The 18,397-nt window shown below is 63.8% G+C and carries 12 protein-coding genes; 9 read left to right on the forward strand and 3 right to left on the reverse strand.

All coding sequences use genetic code 11. The annotated features are described in order from the left end of the window. Positions 1 to 76: 76 nt before the first annotated feature. On the reverse strand, positions 77 to 1,216 hold the full coding sequence (locus AACY13_RS07250) for an alkane 1-monooxygenase (RefSeq protein WP_339460397.1): 1,140 nt from the start codon (positions 1,214 to 1,216) through the stop codon (positions 77 to 79). A 240-nt stretch (positions 1,217 to 1,456) separates the two neighbouring features. Between AACY13_RS07250 and AACY13_RS07255 the strand changes: the two genes are divergently transcribed. The 4 genes from AACY13_RS07255 (at position 1,457) to ligA (ending at position 9,245) form a co-directional block, all read left to right on the forward strand. After that, positions 1,457 to 2,116: a GntR family transcriptional regulator gene (locus AACY13_RS07255; RefSeq protein ID WP_339460398.1), complete on the forward strand. Its 660-nt coding sequence runs from the start codon at positions 1,457 to 1,459 to the stop codon at positions 2,114 to 2,116. A 12-nt stretch (positions 2,117 to 2,128) separates the two neighbouring features. Continuing rightward, a complete protein-coding gene (gene smc / locus AACY13_RS07260) occupies positions 2,129 to 5,617 on the forward strand; it encodes a chromosome segregation protein SMC (RefSeq protein WP_339460399.1) in 3,489 nt (1,162 codons plus the stop codon). Positions 5,618 to 5,798: 181 nt separating this feature from the next. Next, positions 5,799 to 6,623, forward strand: a complete 825-nt coding sequence (zipA, locus tag AACY13_RS07265) for a cell division protein ZipA (RefSeq protein WP_339460400.1) — start codon at positions 5,799 to 5,801, stop codon at positions 6,621 to 6,623. Positions 6,624 to 6,872: 249 nt separating this feature from the next. Continuing rightward, positions 6,873 to 9,245 carry an NAD-dependent DNA ligase LigA gene (gene ligA, locus AACY13_RS07270; RefSeq protein ID WP_339460402.1) on the forward strand — a complete coding sequence of 791 codons (2,373 nt, stop codon included), beginning with the start codon at positions 6,873 to 6,875 and terminating at the stop codon, positions 9,243 to 9,245. A 134-nt stretch (positions 9,246 to 9,379) separates the two neighbouring features. Here ligA and AACY13_RS07275 read toward each other — a convergent pair whose 3' ends face one another. Together AACY13_RS07275 and AACY13_RS07280 are read right to left on the reverse strand one after the other, a co-directional pair. Then, on the reverse strand, positions 9,380 to 10,417 hold the full coding sequence (locus AACY13_RS07275; protein WP_339460403.1) for an AraC family transcriptional regulator: 1,038 nt from the start codon (positions 10,415 to 10,417) through the stop codon (positions 9,380 to 9,382). Positions 10,418 to 10,427: 10 nt separating this feature from the next. Further along, the gene (locus tag AACY13_RS07280) at positions 10,428 to 11,345 is read right to left on the reverse strand and encodes a GGDEF domain-containing protein (protein WP_339460404.1); all 918 of its coding nucleotides are present in this window, start codon (positions 11,343 to 11,345) and stop codon (positions 10,428 to 10,430) included. 415 nt (positions 11,346 to 11,760) lie between these two features. On the opposite strand from AACY13_RS07280, the gene AACY13_RS07285 reads away from it, so the two are divergent. The 5 genes from AACY13_RS07285 (at position 11,761) to AACY13_RS07305 (ending at position 18,329) form a co-directional block, all read left to right on the forward strand. Further along, positions 11,761 to 14,268 (forward strand): TonB-dependent receptor, encoded by a 2,508-nt coding sequence (locus AACY13_RS07285; protein WP_339460406.1) that lies wholly within the window; start codon positions 11,761 to 11,763, stop codon positions 14,266 to 14,268. Positions 14,269 to 14,339: 71 nt separating this feature from the next. After that, entirely contained in the window at positions 14,340 to 16,265 is a 1,926-nt protein-coding gene (locus tag AACY13_RS07290) for a phytase (RefSeq protein ID WP_339460408.1), read from the forward strand. Positions 16,266 to 16,364: 99 nt separating this feature from the next. Beyond that, positions 16,365 to 17,075, forward strand: a complete 711-nt coding sequence (tolQ, locus tag AACY13_RS07295; RefSeq protein ID WP_339460409.1) for a protein TolQ — start codon at positions 16,365 to 16,367, stop codon at positions 17,073 to 17,075. A gap of 10 nt (positions 17,076 to 17,085) precedes the next feature. Then, positions 17,086 to 17,529 carry a protein TolR gene (gene tolR, locus AACY13_RS07300; RefSeq protein ID WP_339460410.1) on the forward strand — a complete coding sequence of 148 codons (444 nt, stop codon included), beginning with the start codon at positions 17,086 to 17,088 and terminating at the stop codon, positions 17,527 to 17,529. 11 nt (positions 17,530 to 17,540) lie between these two features. Next, positions 17,541 to 18,329 (forward strand): energy transducer TonB, encoded by a 789-nt coding sequence (locus AACY13_RS07305; RefSeq protein ID WP_339460411.1) that lies wholly within the window; start codon positions 17,541 to 17,543, stop codon positions 18,327 to 18,329. The last annotated feature ends 68 nt before the right edge of the window (positions 18,330 to 18,397 follow it).

The raw sequence follows: 18,397 nt of genomic DNA on the forward strand, positions 1-18,397 counted from the left end.
ATTCGCCTCGAAAGAGCAACAAAACTGACTCAAACCGGACTTTCCCTCGCTACGGACGGTCAAGCCCGACAGGCTCCTAGTGGCTGGCGAGTTGTGAGTCGGTCAGCTGGTGTTCTTCGCCGGCATAGTAGGCGCGTACGCGCGGGTCCATTACTGCCCGCCACAGTGGCGGGAACAGCGCCAGAACGATCATTCCGGCATAGCCATTGGGCAGTTGCGGGCTGTCGTCGAAGTGGCGCAGCACCTGGTAGCGCCGTTTGGCATAGGCGTGATGGTCGGAATGGCGCTGCAGGTGGAAGAGAAACAGGTTGGTCAGCAGGAAGTTGCTGTTCCAGGAGTGGGTCGGGTTGGTGCGTTCATAGCGGCCGTTGTCCAACTTGCGTCGATGCAGGCCGTAATGCTCCACGTAATTGACGATCTCCAGCAGGGTAAAGGCGACGATCGACTGGCCAATAAAGAACAGTGCGCCGAGCCAGCCGAAGGCCAGGGTGAAACCGAGCAGAAACAGGGCGCTGATGGCGTACCAGACGATCAGCTCGTTGCGCCAGTGCAGGGCGGGCAAGCCCTTGCGCTTGAGACGCTCGGCCTCGAGGGCGAAGGCATTGAGGAAATTGTGCTTATAGGCGTGGGGCAGGAAGGCATACAGGCTCTGGCCATAGCGCGAGGAACTGGCGTCTTCCGGGGTCGACACATGCACATGGTGGCCGCGCACATGTTCGATCTTGAAGCCGCCGTAGCACACCGCCGCCAGCAGCAGGCCACCGGCGTTCTGCTCGAGTTTCGGGTCCTTGTGGATCAACTCGTGGGCCACGGTAATGCCGATGGCACCCGTGACCGTGCCAACCGACAGCACCCAGCCCAGCTGGCCGAGCCAATTCCAGGCCTGGTAGTCGACGAAGACCCAGGTGGCCCAGCCGAGCATGCCCAGCAGGAAGGGCACTGTGGCCAGGCTGAGCAGGCGGTAGTAGGTCTGTTGCTCCATCTGCGGTACCTGCACCGCTTCGTCCGGGTTGGCCGGGTCACGGCCGACGATAAAGTCCAGCAGCGGGATAACGCCGAACACCACCAGGATCACCATCCAGGCCCAGGCGTTGGCATGGTCGCTGCCTTGCGACCAGTAATAGCTCAGGGGAATACCCAGTACCGGGATCAGCCAGAACCAGTAACCGATGCTCTTGATGGCCAGCATCCAGTTGGAGGGAAGTCGTTCGAACATGGGGGGCTCCGTATTCTTATTATTGGGCGATAGCGCTGGTAGGATTGTAGGACAATGTGTCCTCAGCAACAGTCGCAGGGAGCCTACCTTTTGGCCTGAAAGTGCCCCGCCTGTACCCTTGGCCCGGTAACACCCTGTGTTACACTCGCGCCCTGCGCATACCTGCCCACGCCAAGCCTGGCGGGGGTTTCAGTATCAATATCGCTTGCCCCAATAGGTCAGTAGAGCCTAAGGATCATCATGACGTTCAAGGCACCGGACAGCCTCGCCGAGCAGATCGCCCACCATCTGGCCGAACGCATCATTCGTGGTGAGTTGCAGGCCCGTGAACGGATTCAGGAACAGAAGGTCACCCAGGCGCTGAATGTCAGCCGTGGCTCGGTGCGCGAAGCGCTGCTGATTCTCGAGCGCCGCCACCTGGTGGTGATTCCGCCGCGGCGCGGTGCCCAGGTGGCCGAGTTGACCCCGCACAAGGTCAAGAGCCTGTATGCCCTGGTGATGGAACTGTACATCCTGCTGGGCAAGGCGGTGGCCGATGGCTGGCAGGTCGAGCGCGACCTGGCCCCCTTCCTGGCCATCCAGCAGCGCCTGCAGGACAGCCTGCAGCGCGAGGACATCAACGCCTTCGTGGAAAACAGCTTCGACATCATGCGCGCGGCCTTTCCCTTCGCCGACAACCCCTACCTGCAGGAAACCGTGGAGAATCTGCTGCCGGCGATCAGCCGCACCTATCACCTGGCGCTGGAACGGCGCAAAAGCGAAATGGGCCAGTTTCTCAATACCTTTGCCCTGTTGCTGCAGGCGATCATCGCCCGCGATCACCCGCGTATTCGCGAGGTACTGCTGGGCTATGGCGAACACAATTGTCAGCTGGTGCTGGCCGCTCTGGCCGAATCCTGAGGAAGACTGTCCATGCGGCTCAAGTGCATCAAGCTGGCGGGCTTCAAGTCGTTCGTCGATCCCACTACCGTGACCTTTCCGAGCAATATGGCGGCGGTGGTCGGGCCCAATGGCTGCGGCAAGTCGAATATCATCGATGCGGTGCGCTGGGTGATGGGCGAGAGTTCGGCGAAGAACCTGCGTGGCGAGTCGATGACCGACGTCATCTTCAACGGCTCCAACACCCGCAAGCCGGTGACTCAGGCCTCTATCGAGCTGATCTTCGACAACTCCGATGGCACCTTGACCGGCGAATACGCCGGCTATAACGAGATCTCCATTCGCCGCCGCGTCACCCGCGACAGCCAGAACACCTACTTCCTCAACGGCACCAAGTGTCGTCGCCGCGACATTACCGACATCTTCCTCGGTACCGGCCTGGGCCCGCGCAGCTACTCGATCATCGAGCAGGGCATGATCAGCAAGCTGATCGAGGCCAAGCCGGAGGACCTGCGCAACTTTATCGAGGAAGCCGCCGGCATCTCCAAGTACAAGGAGCGCCGCCGCGAAACCGAGAACCGCATCCGCCGCACGCACGAGAACCTGGCGCGCCTGACCGACTTGCGCGAAGAGTTGGAGCGCCAGCTCGATCGCCTGCACCGCCAGGCCCAAGCGGCGGAGAAATATCAGCAATACAAGGCCGAGGAGCGTCAGCTCAAGGCCCAGCTCACTGCCCTGCGCTGGCAGGCGCTGAACGAACAGGTGGGCAGCCGCGAGGCGGTGATCGGCAACCAGGAAATCAGCTTCGAGGCTCTGGTGGCCGAGCAGCGCAACGCCGATGCCAGCATCGAGCGCCTGCGCGACGGTCACCATGAACTGAGCGAGCGCTTCAACCTGGTGCAGGGTCGCTTCTATTCGGTTGGCGGCGATATCGCCCGCATCGAGCAGAGCATCCAGCACGGCCAGCAGCGCCTGCGCCAGTTGCAGGACGACCTCAACGAGGCCGAGCGCGCTCGTCTGGAAACCGAGTCGCACCTGGGCCACGACCGCACCCTGCTGGCGACCCTGGGCGAAGAGCTGGCCATGCTCGAGCCCGAGCAGGAGCTGACCGCCGCGGCTGCCGAAGAGTCTGCCGCCACCCTGGAAGAGTCCGAAAGCGCCATGCACGGCTGGCAGGAGCAGTGGGATGGCTTCAACCAGCGCAGCGCCGAGCCACGCCGCCAGGCCGAGGTGCAGCAATCCCGTATCGCCCAGCTGGAGCAGAGCCTGGAGCGCCTGGCCGAACGCCAGCGTCGCCTGACGGATGAACTGCAGCAGCTGGCCGCCGACCCGGAAGATGCCGCGATTATCGAGCTGGGCGAACAGATCGCCGCCAGCGAACTGAGCCTGGAAGACCTGCAGCTGGCCGAAGAACAGCAAGCCGAGCGCTTGCAGCAGCTGCGCCACGAACTGCAGCAGGCCGGTCAGGCCCAGCAGCAGGCCCAGGGCGAGCTGCAACGTCTGAACGGTCGCCTGGCTTCGCTGGAAGCCCTGCAGCAAGCCGCCCTCGACCCGGGCAAGGGGCCTGGCGACTGGTTGCGCGAGCACGCGTTGAGCGAGCGCCCGCGTCTGGCCGAAGGCCTGCGGGTCGAGGCCGGCTGGGAACTGGCGGTTGAAACCGTGCTGGGGGCCGATCTGCAGGCCGTGCTGCTGGACGATTTTCAGGGCCTGGATTTTTCCGGCCTGGCCCAGGGCGATCTGCGCCTGGTCAGCCCGGCCAGGGGCGGCGCGCGAGTCGCCGGCAGCCTGCTGGACAAGGTCGAGGCGGCTGTCGACCTGGCCCCCTGGCTGGCCAGGGTCAGGCCGGTGGACAGCCTCGATGAGGCCCTGGCCGCCCGTCTCAGCCTGGGTGAAGACGAAAGCCTGATCAGTCGCGACGGCTACTGGGTCGGTCGGCACTTCCTGCGGGTGCGCCGCGCCAGCGAAGCGGAAAGCGGCCTGCTGGCCCGCGGTCAGGAAATCGAGCAACTGGGGGTTGAGCGCGAGGAGCGCGAAGCGGCCCTGGCGCTGCTGGAGGAGCGCCTGCTGCAGTTGCGCGAAAGTCAGGGGCAGCAGGAAGAACAGCGCGAGCAGCAGCGCCGCCAGTTGCAGGAACAGGCCCGCCGCCTGGGCGAGCTGAAGGCGCAGCTATCTGCCGGGCAGGCCAAGGTCGAACAGTTGAGCCTGCGCCGCACCCGCCTGGATGCCGAGTTGCACGAGCTGGCCGAGCAGCGCGCCATCGAGCATGAGCAACTGGGCGAGTCGCGTCTGCAGCTGCAGGACGCCCTGGAGACCATGGCGACCGATAACGAGCAGCGCGAAAGCCTGCTGGCCAGTCGCGACAGCCTGCGCGAGCGGCTCGACCGGGTACGCCAGGAGGCCAGAGCGCACAAGGATCACGCCCATCAGCTGGCCGTGCGCCTGGGCTCGCTCAGGGCGCAGCACGACTCCACCCGCCAGGCCCTGGAACGCCTGGAGTTGCAGGCCGAGCGTCTGCACGAGAAGCGCGAGCAGCTCAACCTCAATCTGGAGGAGGGCGAAGCGCCGCTGGAAGAGCTGCGCATGAAGCTCGAAGAGCTGCTCGACAAGCGCATGGCGGTCGAAGACGAACTCAAACTGGCGCGCCTGGCCCTGGAAGACGCCGACCGCGAGTTGCGCGAGGCGGAAAAGCGCCGCAGCCAGGCCGAGCAGCAATCCCAGCTACTGCGTGGCCAGCTCGAGCAGCAGCGCATGGAGTGGCAATCCCTGACCGTGCGGCGCAAGGCCCTGGCCGATCAGCTGGCCGAGGACAACTTCGACCTGCACGGCGTGCTGGCGAGCCTGCCGGGCGATGCTGGCGAAACGGCCTGGGAGGAGGAGCTGGAGCGCCTGGGCGGGCGTATTCAGCGGCTCGGGCCGATCAACCTGGCGGCCATCGACGAATACCAGCAGCAATCCGAGCGCAAGCGCTACCTGGACGCGCAGAACGCCGACCTGGTGGAAGCCCTGGATACCCTGGAAAACGTCATTCGCAAGATCGACAAGGAAACCCGCAACCGCTTCAAGGAGACCTTCGACCAGATCAATGGCGGTCTGCAGGCCCTTTTTCCGAAAGTTTTCGGCGGCGGCAACGCTTATTTGGAACTCACCGGCGAAGATCTACTCGATACCGGGGTCACCATCATGGCGCGGCCTCCGGGCAAGAAGAACAGCACCATCCATCTGCTCTCGGGCGGCGAGAAGGCCCTGACCGCATTGGCCCTGGTGTTCGCCATCTTTCAGCTCAATCCGGCCCCCTTCTGCATGCTCGATGAGGTGGATGCGCCGCTGGACGATGCCAACGTTGGGCGTTATGCCCGACTGGTCAAGGAAATGTCGGAAAAAGTGCAATTTATCTATATCACCCACAACAAGATCGCCATGGAAATGGCCGACCAGTTGATGGGCGTGACCATGCATGAGCCGGGCTGTTCGCGTTTGGTTGCAGTTGATGTGGAGGAGGCACTGGCAATGGTCGAAGCATGATGCTTCTGCCTGTGTAAAGTTGCCTTTCGTCGTGCTAGCTTAACGCGCAATGTTATCGAGAGTGGCCATTGGCCCGGAGAAAGATCTGCCAGAACATGGAGTTGGCATCAGGTTACAGAATTAGCGAAACGGGGCGGGATGCTCCTTGGTTTATCAAATTTATTAGGGGTTAGGTTATTTCATGGAATTCGGTCTGCGCGAGTGGCTGATCGTCATCGGCATTATTGTGATCGCTGGCATCCTTTTCGACGGATGGCGGCGCATGCGCGGTGGCAAGGGCAAGCTCAAGTTCAAGCTTGATCGCAGCTTTGCCAATATCCCGGATGATGACAGCGACCCCAACCTGCTCAGCCCGCCGCGGGTGATCGATCGTAACCACGAGCCCTCGCTGGACGAAGATGACCTGCCGGCGATGAGCGCCCGCGAACTGAACCGCCGCCGTAGCGGCGAGCCACAGCAGGGTGACCTGAACCTGGGCCTGGACGAGCCGGTGCCGACCCTGCTCAATCCGGTCGGTCAGGCGGCTCAAGCGCCTGCCGACAAGGGGGCTTCCAGCAGCAAGGAACTGCCGCCGGTCGAAGAGGTGCTGGTGATCAACGTGATCGCCCGCGAAGACACCGGCTTTCAGGGCCCGGCGCTGTTGCAGAACATTCTCGAAAGTGGCCTGCGCTTCGGCGAGATGGATATTTTCCATCGCCATGAAAGCATGGCCGGCAATGGTGAAGTGCTGTTCTCCATGGCCAATGCCCTCAAGCCCGGTACTTTCGATCTGGACGATATCGAAGGTTTCAGCACCCGCGCCGTGAGTTTCTTTCTCGGTCTGCCGGGCCCGCGTCACCCCAAGCAGGCCTTCGATGTGATGGTCGCCGCCGCGCGCAAGCTGGCCCACGAACTCAATGGCGAGCTGAAAGATGACCAGCGCAGCGTAATGACCGCGCAAACCATCGAGCATTACCGCCAGCGTATCGTCGAATACGAGCGCAAGCAGCTGACCAGCAAGCGCTAGTCAGACGGCAAACCCAAAGCCTCAAGTTACAAGCCACGCGCTTGACTTGGGGCTTTGTTTTTTCGGCAGGTGCCAGCTGCCGCTGTCCGTGGTGCAAGCTGCGCGACCAGGCATATAGCGAAGGCAGGCCGTCCTGCAAACGGCTAGAATCCTGCGCCTGAACATCAACCAAGGGTTGAACTGGACGCCGGGCCGGAACACGGCTGAGGCTGCCTCCAGTTTTATGCCTGCTGCTACGGCTTGTGAACTATGTCCGCCACCCCAACTGCCGCCGAACGTATCGCTCACCTGCGCAGCGAACTCGACGCGCACAACTACCGCTACTACGTGCTCGATGAACCGAGCATTCCGGATGCCGAGTACGACCGTCTGTTCCGCGAGTTGCAGGCGCTGGAGCGTGAGCACCCGCATCTGGTGACGTCCGAGTCGCCGACCCAGCGGGTGGGCGGCGAGGCGCTCAGCGTGTTTGGCGAGGTGCGCCATGAAGTGCCCATGCTCAGCCTGGGCAATGCGTTCGAAGAAGAGGAACTGCTGGCCTTCGACCGCAGCGTGCAGGCTGGCCTTGGCCTGCAGGGCGGCGATCTGTTCGGCGGCGGGGCGTCGGTGGAATACAGCTGCGAACCCAAGCTCGATGGCCTGGCGGTCAGCCTGCGCTACGAGCATGGCCAGCTGGTGCGCGGTGCCACCCGCGGCGACGGCAGCACCGGTGAGGACATCAGCAGCAACGTGCGCACCATCCGCACTGTTCCGCTCAGGCTGCAGGGCGAAGGCTGGCCTCAGGTTCTGGAAGTGCGCGGCGAAGTCTATATGCCCAAGGCCGGCTTCGACGCGCTGAATGCCCGTCAGGCGCAAAGCGGTGGCAAGACCTTTGCCAACCCGCGCAATGCCGCCGCCGGCAGCCTGCGTCAGCTCGACCCGAAGATCACCGCCAGCCGCCCGCTGGAGTTCTGCTGCTATGGCGTCGGCCAGGTCAGCGGCGAGCTGCCGGCTACCCAGATCGGCATGCTCGAGCAGCTCAAGGCCTGGGGTATCCCCATCAGCCGCGAGTTGCGACTGGCCAGGGGCGTGGAGGCTTGTCTGGCCTACTACCGCGATATCGGCGAACGTCGCACGAGTCTGGCCTACGACATCGATGGCGTGGTGTTCAAGGTCAACACCATCGAGGACCAGCAGCAGCTGGGGTTTCGCGCGCGCACGCCACATTGGGCTATTGCCCACAAGTTCCCGGCCATGGAGGAGCTGACCGAGCTGCTGGATGTCGAGTTCCAGGTCGGCCGCACCGGCGCGGTGACCCCGGTGGCGCGGCTCAAACCGGTCAAGGTGGCGGGGGTCACGGTGTCCAACGCCTCCCTGCACAACATGGACGAAGTGGCGCGCCTGGGCCTGATGATCGGCGATACGGTGATTATCCGCCGCGCCGGCGATGTGATTCCCCAAGTGGTGCAGGTGGTCAGCGAGCGGCGTCCGGCGGATGCCCGGCCGGTGCTGACCCCCGCGCAGTGCCCGGTGTGCGGCTCCCATGTCGAGCGCACCCAGCTGGTCAAGCGCAGCAAGGGCAAGGAGTCGTTCAGCGAGGGCTCGATCTACCGCTGCGTTGGCCGCCTGAGCTGTCAGGCTCAGCTCAAGCAGGCGATCATTCATTTTGTCTCGCGCCGCGCCATGGATATCGAGGGCCTGGGCGAGAAGAGCGTCGAGCAGCTGGTGGATGAGGGCCTGGTGACGTCCCCGGCCGATCTCTACACCCTGACCTTCGAGCAGATAGTCGGGCTGGAGGGCTTTGCCGAACTGTCCACGCGCAATCTGCTGGCCGCCATCGCCGACAGCCGCCGGCCCAGCCTGGCGCGCTTTATCTATGCCCTGGGGATTCCCGATGTCGGCGAGGAGACCGCCAAGCTGCTGGCCCGCGCCCTGGGTTCGCTGGCGCGTATCCAGCAGGCTCTGCCGCAGGTGCTGACCTACCTGCCGGATGTGGGCCTGGAAGTAGCCCATGAAATCCACAGTTTCTTCGAGGACGGGCATAACCGTCAGGTTATCCAGCAGTTGCTGGCGCGCGGTCTGGTGCTGCAGGAGGAGGGCGAGTTGCATGCCGAGTTCGCCGCCTGTGCCACTCTGGCCGGCTTTATCGACAAGCTGAACATCGCCGGCATCGCCGCCACGGGGGCGAAGAATCTGGCGGAAAAGGCCGGCAGCCTCGAGGGACTGATCGCCCTCAGTCAGGACTGGCTGGACCTGAGCGTGATGAAGGGCCTTAACGAGAAGGCCAAGCAGGCGCTGCGCGAGTTCTTCGCGGAGCCGGCCAATGTCGCCCTGGCCACGGCCATCGACGCCCAGCTGCGTGCATTCGGCATGCATTGGCAGAGCGAGAAGAAAGTGCTCGAAGGCCTGCCCCTGGCCGGGCAGACCTGGGTCCTGACCGGCAGCCTGGAGGTGATGAGCCGTGACGTGGCCAAGGACCGCCTGGAAGCCTTAGGTGCCAAGGTGGCCGGTTCCGTATCGGCGAAAACCAGCTGCGTGGTGGCCGGCCCCGGGGCGGGCTCCAAGCTGGCCAAGGCCAGTGAGCTGGGGGTGCGGGTGATAGACGAGGAAAGCTTTCTGGCGGAGCTCGACCGCCTGGGCCAGTAGCCGATCGACTCGGCTGCGCCAGCCGCGGGTTATGCCCGCGGCATATGGCAGGTCCGCCCCCACACAGACTCGCTATGCCCATGGCGAGCAACATTCGGGTCGAGTTAGCGCCGTGCCGAATGAGTCGGCACAGGCTATCCCGCTTCGAATAACTGCCGCAGTGCGCTCGGCGACAGCCCGGTCCAGCGTTTGAATGAGCGGCGGAAGTTGGTCGCGTCGTGGATGCTCAGAAAGTCGGCGATCTCTTCGTTGCTGTAAGCCTTGATCCGATACAGATACAGCGCCACATGCTTGCGCACGCGGTCATGCTGTTCCTGATAGTGGGTGCCGTGTTTGCGCAGCTTGCGTTTGAAGGTCGCGGGGCTCATCTCGAAGGCTTGTGCGGCCTGTTCCAGGCTGGGTGACTGGCGCACGTTGGCTTGCAGCCAGGCATACAGCCGATCCAGCAGGCTGGCCTGGTAGCCAAGGTCACGCAGCTGCCGCGCGGCTTCCTGGCGGGCCACCGCCCCTGCGGTGTGCGCGGCGTTGGGCCAGGCTGCGGTCATAAATTCGCGGGGCAGGCGCAGCATGTCCAGCTGGCTGTCGAAGTGCAGGTCTTCGCCCAGGTGCACCCAGTATTGCTCGACATAGCGCGGCTGCGGGTGGGCGAAGTGAAAGCACCACGGCAACTGTTGTCCGGACAGCCAGCGGGCCATTGCCACCACTGCCGTCATGCAGGATTCGATCAGAAAACGCCAGTGCGGCCCGGCACCGCTGCCGTCGACCCAGTAGAGGTAGGCGTGCTGCTCGTCGAGCAACAGCCGTGGTGCCAGCAGCGGGCTGAACAGCGCGCGCATCTCGATCAGCAGTTCCAGTGCCTGTTGCAGGTTGCCGGCCTGCTGCAGCGCCTGGCTGGCCGCGCCATAGTGTCCAGGCAGCAGGCGCTGGCCGAAGAGAAAGCTGCTGTCGTCGGCGTCCAGCAGGCGTTGCGCGTTATCGATCAGCACAAGGAACTGCTGCGGGCTGATGCGTACCTGGCCGGCCAGGATGTCGTCATAGAACAAGCCGGTGCCGCGCAGCAGGCGATGGGTGTCGATATCCCGGCTGATGGCCAGGTCGATCAATGCCGCGGGCTGGTAATGGGCGGCAATAAAGCGGCTGTCGCATTCGTACCAGGGCGTTTTCAGGGTCATGGCATATGCCTCAGGCGCGCTTGATCTGCGGCGGCTGCTTGGCCCGCGCGAGAGCTTGATTGAGGCGTTGCAACAGGCTTTCCGAATTCTCCTGCATGGCCATCACCGCTGCCACGCTGGCCCCTAGCTGCAGGCGTTCACCCTGCTGGCTGCTCTTGTAGGCCAGGTGGTGCACGGCAGTCTGCAGCTCGTGGGCCAGCTGCCAGGCTTGGCGTTCGCCTGTGTGCGGCAGCAGCGCGACGAAGCGGTCGCCGGCCAAGCGGCAGAGCAGGTCCTGGCGGCGCAGGTTGAGCAGCAGTGCCTGGGTCAGTACCTGCAGAACCCGATCACCTTCGGCGTGGCCGTAGTGGCGATTGATCGCGCTGAAATCGTCGAGGTCGAGAATCACCAGCGACAGCGGCTGCTGCTCGCTGTGCGCCTCCTGCAAGGCCTGTTGCACTTGCAAACGCAGGTAGTCGGCCCCGCCGAGCGGGGTGACTTTGTCGAACAGGCGGTGCTCGCGAAACAACCGCTCGCGCTTTTCCATCTGTGCGCTGATCGCCAGCTGCTCGCGGTGCCAATGGTAGATACCCAGGGTCATCAAAATAAAACCCGCGGGCATCGGCCCGGACTCCAGCCATTTGTCCCAGACGATGCTCTCCGACAATTGCACGAACTCGTCGAGGGTATCCATCCACAGTGAGAAGAACAGGCAGGCCAGGCCGTAGAACAGCAGGGTGGTGACCCGTCCGGCCGGGCGACTTTTCAGCAGCAGGCCGATCCACACCAGTACCAGCAGTGCCGAGCCGCCCTCACCGCCGATATCGGTCCAGTTCCACTCGCTCAGCGGCTTGAGCGTGCCGACGCCGAGGTAGGCGAGCAAGCCGAAGTTGGCCGCCAGCAGCAGGCCGCAGAGTTTCCAGGCATGAAATTTAAGCAGTGGTGGCATGGCTGGAAAGGCTCCTTGATTGGCACATCGCGCCAGCAGAGCAGATGTCCGTGACGATTTGGTGACAGTGTGGGGAGGTCAATTCGGCTCAGGGCTTTTCGCCGGTTTATTACGTTTTATGGCGAACAAGCGGTTTCAGCCGGTGCGCATTGGAGCATTTCTGCCGCGCTATTAATGAAAGGCTGCGGCGAGCGGCGCGTCGGGTTGCTGGGCGCGCCCCACGAGTCTGCCCGCTCGACTGCGCAGTTACGGTCATTTCAGCTCAATTGCGCGGCAAAGCCTGGGTAAACCCGCTTGTTTAATAGGATGGCCGCGTGCGCTGTCACAGAAGCGTCATCAGTCCTGCCTAGCTTTCGCTCCCCAATAGCCCGGCCATTGCAGCCTGGCAGCGATCAATCTTGGGGGAGGGTAGGTGATGAAGGTGCGCAGTAGTTCTGCTCGCAATTCGGGTTTGCATATCAGCGTGCTGGCCATGGCGGTTGCCGCCAGCAGCCAGTTGATGGCGGCTGAGCCGGCCACCGAATACGTCGAAGTGGTCGGCCAGGCCGTCAGCATCGACAAGGCGCTGAGAGAACAGCGCAGCTCCGACAATGTAGAAAGCGTGGTGCACGCCGATGGCATCGGCCAGCTGCCGGACGACAATGCCGCCGAAGCATTGCAGCGTATTCCCGGTCTGTCGGTGGAGCGCGACCAGGGCGAGGGGCGCTTCGTCAGCGTGCGCGGTATCGGCCCGGATCTGAACAGCGTGACCATCAACGGCACCCTGGTGCCGTCGCCGGAAAGCGACCGCCGCGCGGTGGCCCTGGATGTGTTGCCCTCCGAGCTGGTGCAGTCGCTGACGGTGGTCAAGTCGCTGACCCCGGACATGGATGCCAACTCCCTCGGTGGCACGGTGGAAGTGGAGAGCCTGTCGGCCTTCGACCACGATGGCCTGTTCTACACCGGCAGCGCCGAAGGCAGCTACGACGACAATACCGATCAAACCAGCCCGAAATTTTCCGGCGCGATCAGCGAGCGTTTCAGCCTCGGCGATGGCGTCGACAATTTCGGCGTGGCTGCGGCAATGAGTTGGCAGGAGCGCGATTTCGGCTCGGACAACGTCGAGACCGGCGGTGCCTGGGATTTCGACAACGGCGCACGGCTCGAAGAGCTGGAGCAGCGTAACTACGCGATCACCCGTGAGCGTACCGGCTTTGGCCTGAACTTCGACTACAAGCCCGATGACCTCTCCAGCTATTACCTGCGCACCTTGTATAGCCGCTACAAGGACACGGAAACCCGCAACGCCACAGGCATCGAATTTGCCGATGCGCAATCGCCGGGCGAGCGCGGCGATGCCGAAGGCTACCGTGAGCTGAAGAGCCGCGAGGAAACCCAGGAAGTGCAGTCCTATGTGTTGGGTGGTGAGCGCATGCAGGGGCTGTGGACCATCGGAGCCCAGGCCGGCTACAGCCGCTCCAGCGAAGACAGCCCAGGAGGCATTGCCGGGGCTGCCTTCGAAGGCAATGACGACTTCGCCGATGCCGGCTTTGGCGACAGCCAGAAGCCGCGCCTGAGCATCGATCCGGGGTTCTACGACCCGAGTAACTTCACCCTTAGCGAGGTCGAGTGGGAAAAGCAGAAGACCACCGACACCGAGCAGAACATCAAGCTCGACCTGGCGCGCGACTATGACCTCAGCGGCTATGCGGCGCAGGTCAAGTTCGGCGGCAAGCTCAGTCGGCGGGAAAAAGACAACGACCTGGAAGCCTGGAAATATGAGGACTTCGGCGATGTCGGCCTGACCGATGCCGACCTCAACCTCGGCCAGTTCACCAAGGGCAACGTGGATTACGGCCTGGGCCGCTTCGGCCCCGGCATCAGCGCCAAGGCCATCAAGCGCCTGCTTGGTGGCCTGAACAAAGACGACTTCTACAACGCCGAAGAGTCGCGGGTGAATGACTTCCAGATGAGCGAAGACATCAACGCCGCCTACCTGATGAACAGCCTCGACCTCGACGACTGGCGCTTTATCGCCGGGGTGCGCTACGAGGGCACCAAATTCGAGGCCAAGGGCAGCGGTATCCGCGACGGGGTCTTCGAGAACACGCGCAGCGACACGCGCTACGAGCACTGGTTACCAGGCTTGCATGCGCGCTATCAGCTCAACGCCAGCACCCAGTTGCGCGCCGCCTGGACCAATACCGTGGTGCGGCCGACCTTTGGCCAACTGGCCCCCGGCTTCGTTATCGATGGCGACGAGGCCAGCTTCGGTAACCCGGATCTGGACCCGCTGGAGTCGATGAACCTCGACTTCGGCATCGAACACTACATGGGCCGTGCCGGCGTGGTGTCGGCCTTCGTGTTCTACAAGGACATCGACAGCTTCGTCTACAACACCGACCTGGGCGGCTCCGGGATCTGGGCCGACTTCGCCGAGGCCAGCACCTTCGCCAATGGCGACAGCGCCAAACTGTATGGCCTGGAGCTGGCCTACTCGCAGAAGCTCGACTGGCTGGCCGCGCCCTGGAACGGTCTGCTGGTGGGGGCCAACGCCACCTTCAGCCGCTCCGATGCAAGCATCCAAGGTCAGGGCCTGAGCCGTGACATCGACCTGCCGAACCAGTCGGATACGGTCGGCAACCTGATGCTCGGCTGGGAAGACGACACGCTCAGCCTGCGCCTGTCGGCCAACTACAAGTCCGCGTACCTGGCAGAGGTCGCCGCCATCGACGACAAGGCCCATGACCTCTATGCCGATGAGCAACTGTTCGTCGACTTCAGCGCCGGCTACTTCCTCACCCCGGCGCTGCAACTGACCTTCCAGGCGCAGAACCTGACGGATGAGTCCTTCTACGTCTACAGCGGCCGCCGCGACTTCAACGCCCAGTACGAAGAATACGGCCCGACTTACAAACTCGGCCTGACCTTCACCCATTTCTGATTTGTGTGCTGCCTGAGCACGCCGCCGGCGTGCCCGGTTGACGGTTAAGTTTTCAGTAAGGATTCGCCTGTATGCACCTTTCGTTTCTCAAGAAAAACCTCTTGCTCGCCAGCCTGATTGCCCTGAGCGCCTGCCAGAGCACTGTGGCCGATAAACCCGCTGCAAGCCTGAGCCTGCAGGGGCTTGCCAGCCTGGGTATGGACGCGGTCGAGGCGGCTCAATGGCTTGCCAGCGACAGCTTCTGGCCAGGGGCCGAGCGCCTGCAGAGCAGCGAGAAAAAGGGCCTGTTCCTGCTCGATGGCCAGGGCGCGGCCCTGACTCGGCTGCCCGGCACCTTCGCCAGCATCGATCACCGCGTCGGCCCGCGCGGCCTGCTGGTGGCGGCTCTGGACGTCGACCGCCAGCAAGCCATGCTGGTCAACCTGGCGAACCAGCGCTGGGGCGAGCCGCTCTATCTGCCGCGCCCGGCCTACAAGATCGATGGTCTATGCCTGTACCGCGATGGGGCGGATAACGCCTTCGTCTTTCTGGTTGGCGAGGAGGGCATCGGCGAGCAGTGGCTGGTGGCCCAGCACGAAGTGCCGCTGGCGGTGGCCAAGCGAGTGCGCGGCATAAGCCTGCCGCCGGCCAGCGAGCACTGCCAGGTCGACGATGTGGCCGAGCGCCTGTATGTCAATGAAGAGGGCGTCGGCCTGTGGGCCTACGCCGCCCACGCCGAGGCCGATCTGGTCCGCGAGCCGGTGGGCCTGGTACAGCCGTTTGGCGATATCGGCAAGGCGCTTGCCGGTATGGCGGTGGTGCCGGGCGGGGTGCTGGCGCTGGACCCGGAAAGCAACAGCCTGCACCGCTATGAGCACGGTCAGGCCGGATGGCAGGCTCAGCCCGTACTGCCCCTGGGCAAGCTGAACGAGCCGCAAGGCCTCAGCGTGCGTGCGGTTGCCGGCGGCCTGGAACTGCTGGTGCGCGACGACGACGGCCTGCAGCGTGGGCAGCTGATTTGGCAGGCGCAAGCCCCCGAACAGCAACCGGTCCTGCCGATTCTGCCGGTACAGGTGCAGACCGACCCGGTTCCGAGTCTGGGTGATGCTGCCGATGACCCAGCGATCTGGGTGCACCCTAGCGACCCACAAGAAAGCCGCGTGCTGGGCACCGACAAGCAGGGCGGCCTGCTGGCCTATGACCTGGCCGGCAAGCAGCTGCAGGACCTACGCATCGGGCGAATGAACAACGTCGATGTACGCGCCGGCTTCGACCTCAATGGCCAGCTGGTCGACCTGGCCGTGGCCAGCAATCGCGATCACAACAGCCTGCAGCTGTTCGCCATCGACCGCAGCAGCGGCGAGTTGCGCAACCTGGGTCAGCTGCCAACGCCGCTCAAGGACATCTACGGCCTGTGCATGCTCAAGGATGCCGCCGGGGCGATCCACGCCATCGCCAACGACAAGGACGGCACCTTCCTGCAATACCGCCTGAGTGCGGACGCTGGGCGTATCAAGGGTGAGCTGGTGCGCCAATTCAAGGTCGGCAGTCAGCCGGAAGGCTGCGTCGCCGATGACCGCAACCAGCGCCTGTTCGTGGGTGAAGAGGATGTCGCGATCTGGGCGCTGGATGCCCGCGCCGATGCGCCAACCCGGCTGGAGCAGGTGATTGCGGCGGGTGATGTGGTCCACGACGACATCGAAGGGCTGGCCATTTACCAGGGCGCGACCCGCAACTACCTGGTGATCTCCAGCCAGGGCAACGACAGCTATGTGGTGCTCGATGCCACTGCGCCCTATGCCATGCGCGGCGCGTTCCGTATCGGCCTGAACGCGCAGCTGGGTATCGACGGCACCTCGGAAACCGATGGCCTGGATGTTACCTCGGCCAACCTCGGCGGCATCTGGAACGCCGGCATGCTGGTGGTGCAGGACGGTCGCAAGCGCATGCCCGAAGACCGCCAGAACTACAAATACCTGCCCTGGAGCGCAGTGGCCGAAGCCCTGGGCCTGGAATAACCACGCCCCGAATAAGCGCTGCCGTCATCAATCGGCAACACAAACGTAATCGAATAGCGGCCGAGGGTTTTCCTCGGCGCGCGAAGCAAGGAGACACCCATGCACAACACCCTCGAACAGATGACCATCTGGAGCCTGATCAGCGATGCCAGCCTGTTGGTCCAGGCGGTCATGCTGATCCTGCTACTGGCGTCGTTGCTCAGCTGGTACCTGATCATCCAGCGCAGCGCGGTATTGCGCCGCAACGAGCGTCTGCTGAAAGACTTCCAGCTGCGTTTTCGCAGCGCTCACGACCTTGCCCAGCTGTACCGTGAAGGCGGCGACGGGGTCGATGAGGATGGCGGTTTGCAGCAGATCTTTCAGGCGGGCTACCACGAATTTGTGCAACTCAAGCGCGAGCCTGGGATTGCCGGCGAGCTGGTCATCGACGGCGTCGAGCGCTCCCTGCTGGTGGCTATCAGCGAGCAGGAAGAGCGTCTGGAGAAGGGCCTGCCATTTCTCGCCACGGTCGGTTCGGTCAGTCCCTATATCGGCCTGTTCGGCACCGTCTGGGGCATCATGAATTCCTTTATCGGCTTGTCCCAGGTGCAGCAGGCGACCCTCTCCACGGTCGCTCCGGGTATCGCCGAGGCACTGATCGCCACGGCCATCGGCCTGTTCGCGGCGATTCCCGCGGTGATCGCTTACAACCGCTTCAGTGCCCGCGTGGCGACCCTGAGCACGCGCTACTACGGCTTTGGCAACGAACTGCAGGCACGTCTGCACCGCAAGCTGCACGCCGCCAGCAGCCATGTCAGCGCCGCCGCCTGAGGAGTCCGCCATGCGCAAGCCGATAAACAAACACGCGCCCAAGGCCGAGATGAATGTGGTGCCTTATATCGACGTGATGCTGGTGCTGCTGGTGATCTTTATGGTGACCGCGCCGATGCTCACCCAGGGGGTGAAGGTCGAGCTGCCCAAGGTCGCCAGCGAAGCGCTGCCCACCGATACCCAGCAGCAAATCCTTACCCTCTCGGTACAGGCGGACGGTGGCTATTACTGGAACCTGGGCAGCGAACTGAACACCGAACAGCAGACCGATAGCACCGTGGGTCTGGAGGAAATGACTGCTCAGGTCACGCAGATCATCGCCGAGCGTGGCGATACCCAGGTGTATATCCGCGCCGACCAGGCTGCCGACTACGCCACGGTGGTCGCCGGTATCGCCGCCTTGCAGCAGGGCGGGGTGAGCAACCTCGGCCTGATTACCGAGGCCCCGCAGTGAGTAGCGCGCTGATGGACAGTCCCACCTCGATTGCCTGGCCCGCAGTGCCGATGTCACGTCTGCGCAATGCCCAGGCTGCGTTGCTGACCCTGGCCCTGCATGGGCTGGTGCTGGCCCTGCTACTGGCCAACTGGCCGGTGGAGAAGCCCGCTGCGCCGAGCATCAGCACCATCAGCATGCAGTTGCTCAGCTTGCCGCCCCCCGCGCCGGTGATGGTGGCCCCGCCACCCGTTCCGGTCGAGGCTCCGGTGCCGGAGGTCCGAGTGCCCGTGGAGCCGCAGATCGACCCGCGCATCGCCCAGCACAAGCTGGAACAGGCGGCTCTGGCGCACAAGCGTGTGCAGCAGGAGAAGCTGGAGCGGGAACGCCAACGGCTAGAACGAAAACGTGAGCAGCAGGCCCGCCTCGAACAGCAACAACGCGAGCAGGCGCATCAACGCCAACTCGCCGAACAGCTGGCAGCGCAGCAGCGTCAGCAGGCCGCCGCCGCTGCCGAGCAGGCACGTCAGGCAGAAGCCGCTGCGGCGGCCAGCCGTCAGTACCTGCCGATTGCCAAACAGGCACCGGCTTACCCGCAGCGCGCCCTGGACAAGGGTATCGAAGGCGAGTGCACCGTCAGCTACAGGGTCAACGCCCAGGGCCGGGTTGAACAGCCAGAGGTGGTCGGTGCCTGCCACCCCCTGTTCATCCGTCCCTCATTGGCCGCTGCGCAGAGCTTTCGCTACCAGCCGCGGGTGATCGATGGCCGCGCCGTCGCCGTGGCCAATGTGAAGAACACCTTTACCTACCGTATCGAATAACCCCAGCCCGTCGCCCAGGCCGCTCTTTGTCGAGCGGTGCGGGTCGCTGCGCGCCCACTTTTTGCGAG

This window comes from Pseudomonas sp. EA_105y_Pfl2_R69 (assembly GCF_963970915.1).
Lineage (GTDB): Bacteria > Pseudomonadota > Gammaproteobacteria > Pseudomonadales > Pseudomonadaceae > Aquipseudomonas.

Coding starts and splice junctions, on each gene's coding strand:
- AACY13_RS07250 (WP_339460397.1), bottom strand. CDS start 1,216: ATGTTCGAACGACTTCCCTCCAACTGGATGCTGGCCATCAAGAGCATC.
- AACY13_RS07255 (WP_339460398.1), top strand. CDS start 1,457: ATGACGTTCAAGGCACCGGACAGCCTCGCCGAGCAGATCGCCCACCAT.
- smc (WP_339460399.1), top strand. CDS start 2,129: ATGCGGCTCAAGTGCATCAAGCTGGCGGGCTTCAAGTCGTTCGTCGAT.
- zipA (WP_339460400.1), top strand. CDS start 5,799: ATGGAATTCGGTCTGCGCGAGTGGCTGATCGTCATCGGCATTATTGTG.
- ligA (WP_339460402.1), top strand. CDS start 6,873: ATGTCCGCCACCCCAACTGCCGCCGAACGTATCGCTCACCTGCGCAGC.
- AACY13_RS07275 (WP_339460403.1), bottom strand. CDS start 10,417: ATGACCCTGAAAACGCCCTGGTACGAATGCGACAGCCGCTTTATTGCC.
- AACY13_RS07280 (WP_339460404.1), bottom strand. CDS start 11,345: ATGCCACCACTGCTTAAATTTCATGCCTGGAAACTCTGCGGCCTGCTG.
- AACY13_RS07285 (WP_339460406.1), top strand. CDS start 11,761: ATGAAGGTGCGCAGTAGTTCTGCTCGCAATTCGGGTTTGCATATCAGC.
- AACY13_RS07290 (WP_339460408.1), top strand. CDS start 14,340: ATGCACCTTTCGTTTCTCAAGAAAAACCTCTTGCTCGCCAGCCTGATT.
- tolQ (WP_339460409.1), top strand. CDS start 16,365: ATGCACAACACCCTCGAACAGATGACCATCTGGAGCCTGATCAGCGAT.
- tolR (WP_339460410.1), top strand. CDS start 17,086: ATGCGCAAGCCGATAAACAAACACGCGCCCAAGGCCGAGATGAATGTG.
- AACY13_RS07305 (WP_339460411.1), top strand. CDS start 17,541: ATGGACAGTCCCACCTCGATTGCCTGGCCCGCAGTGCCGATGTCACGT.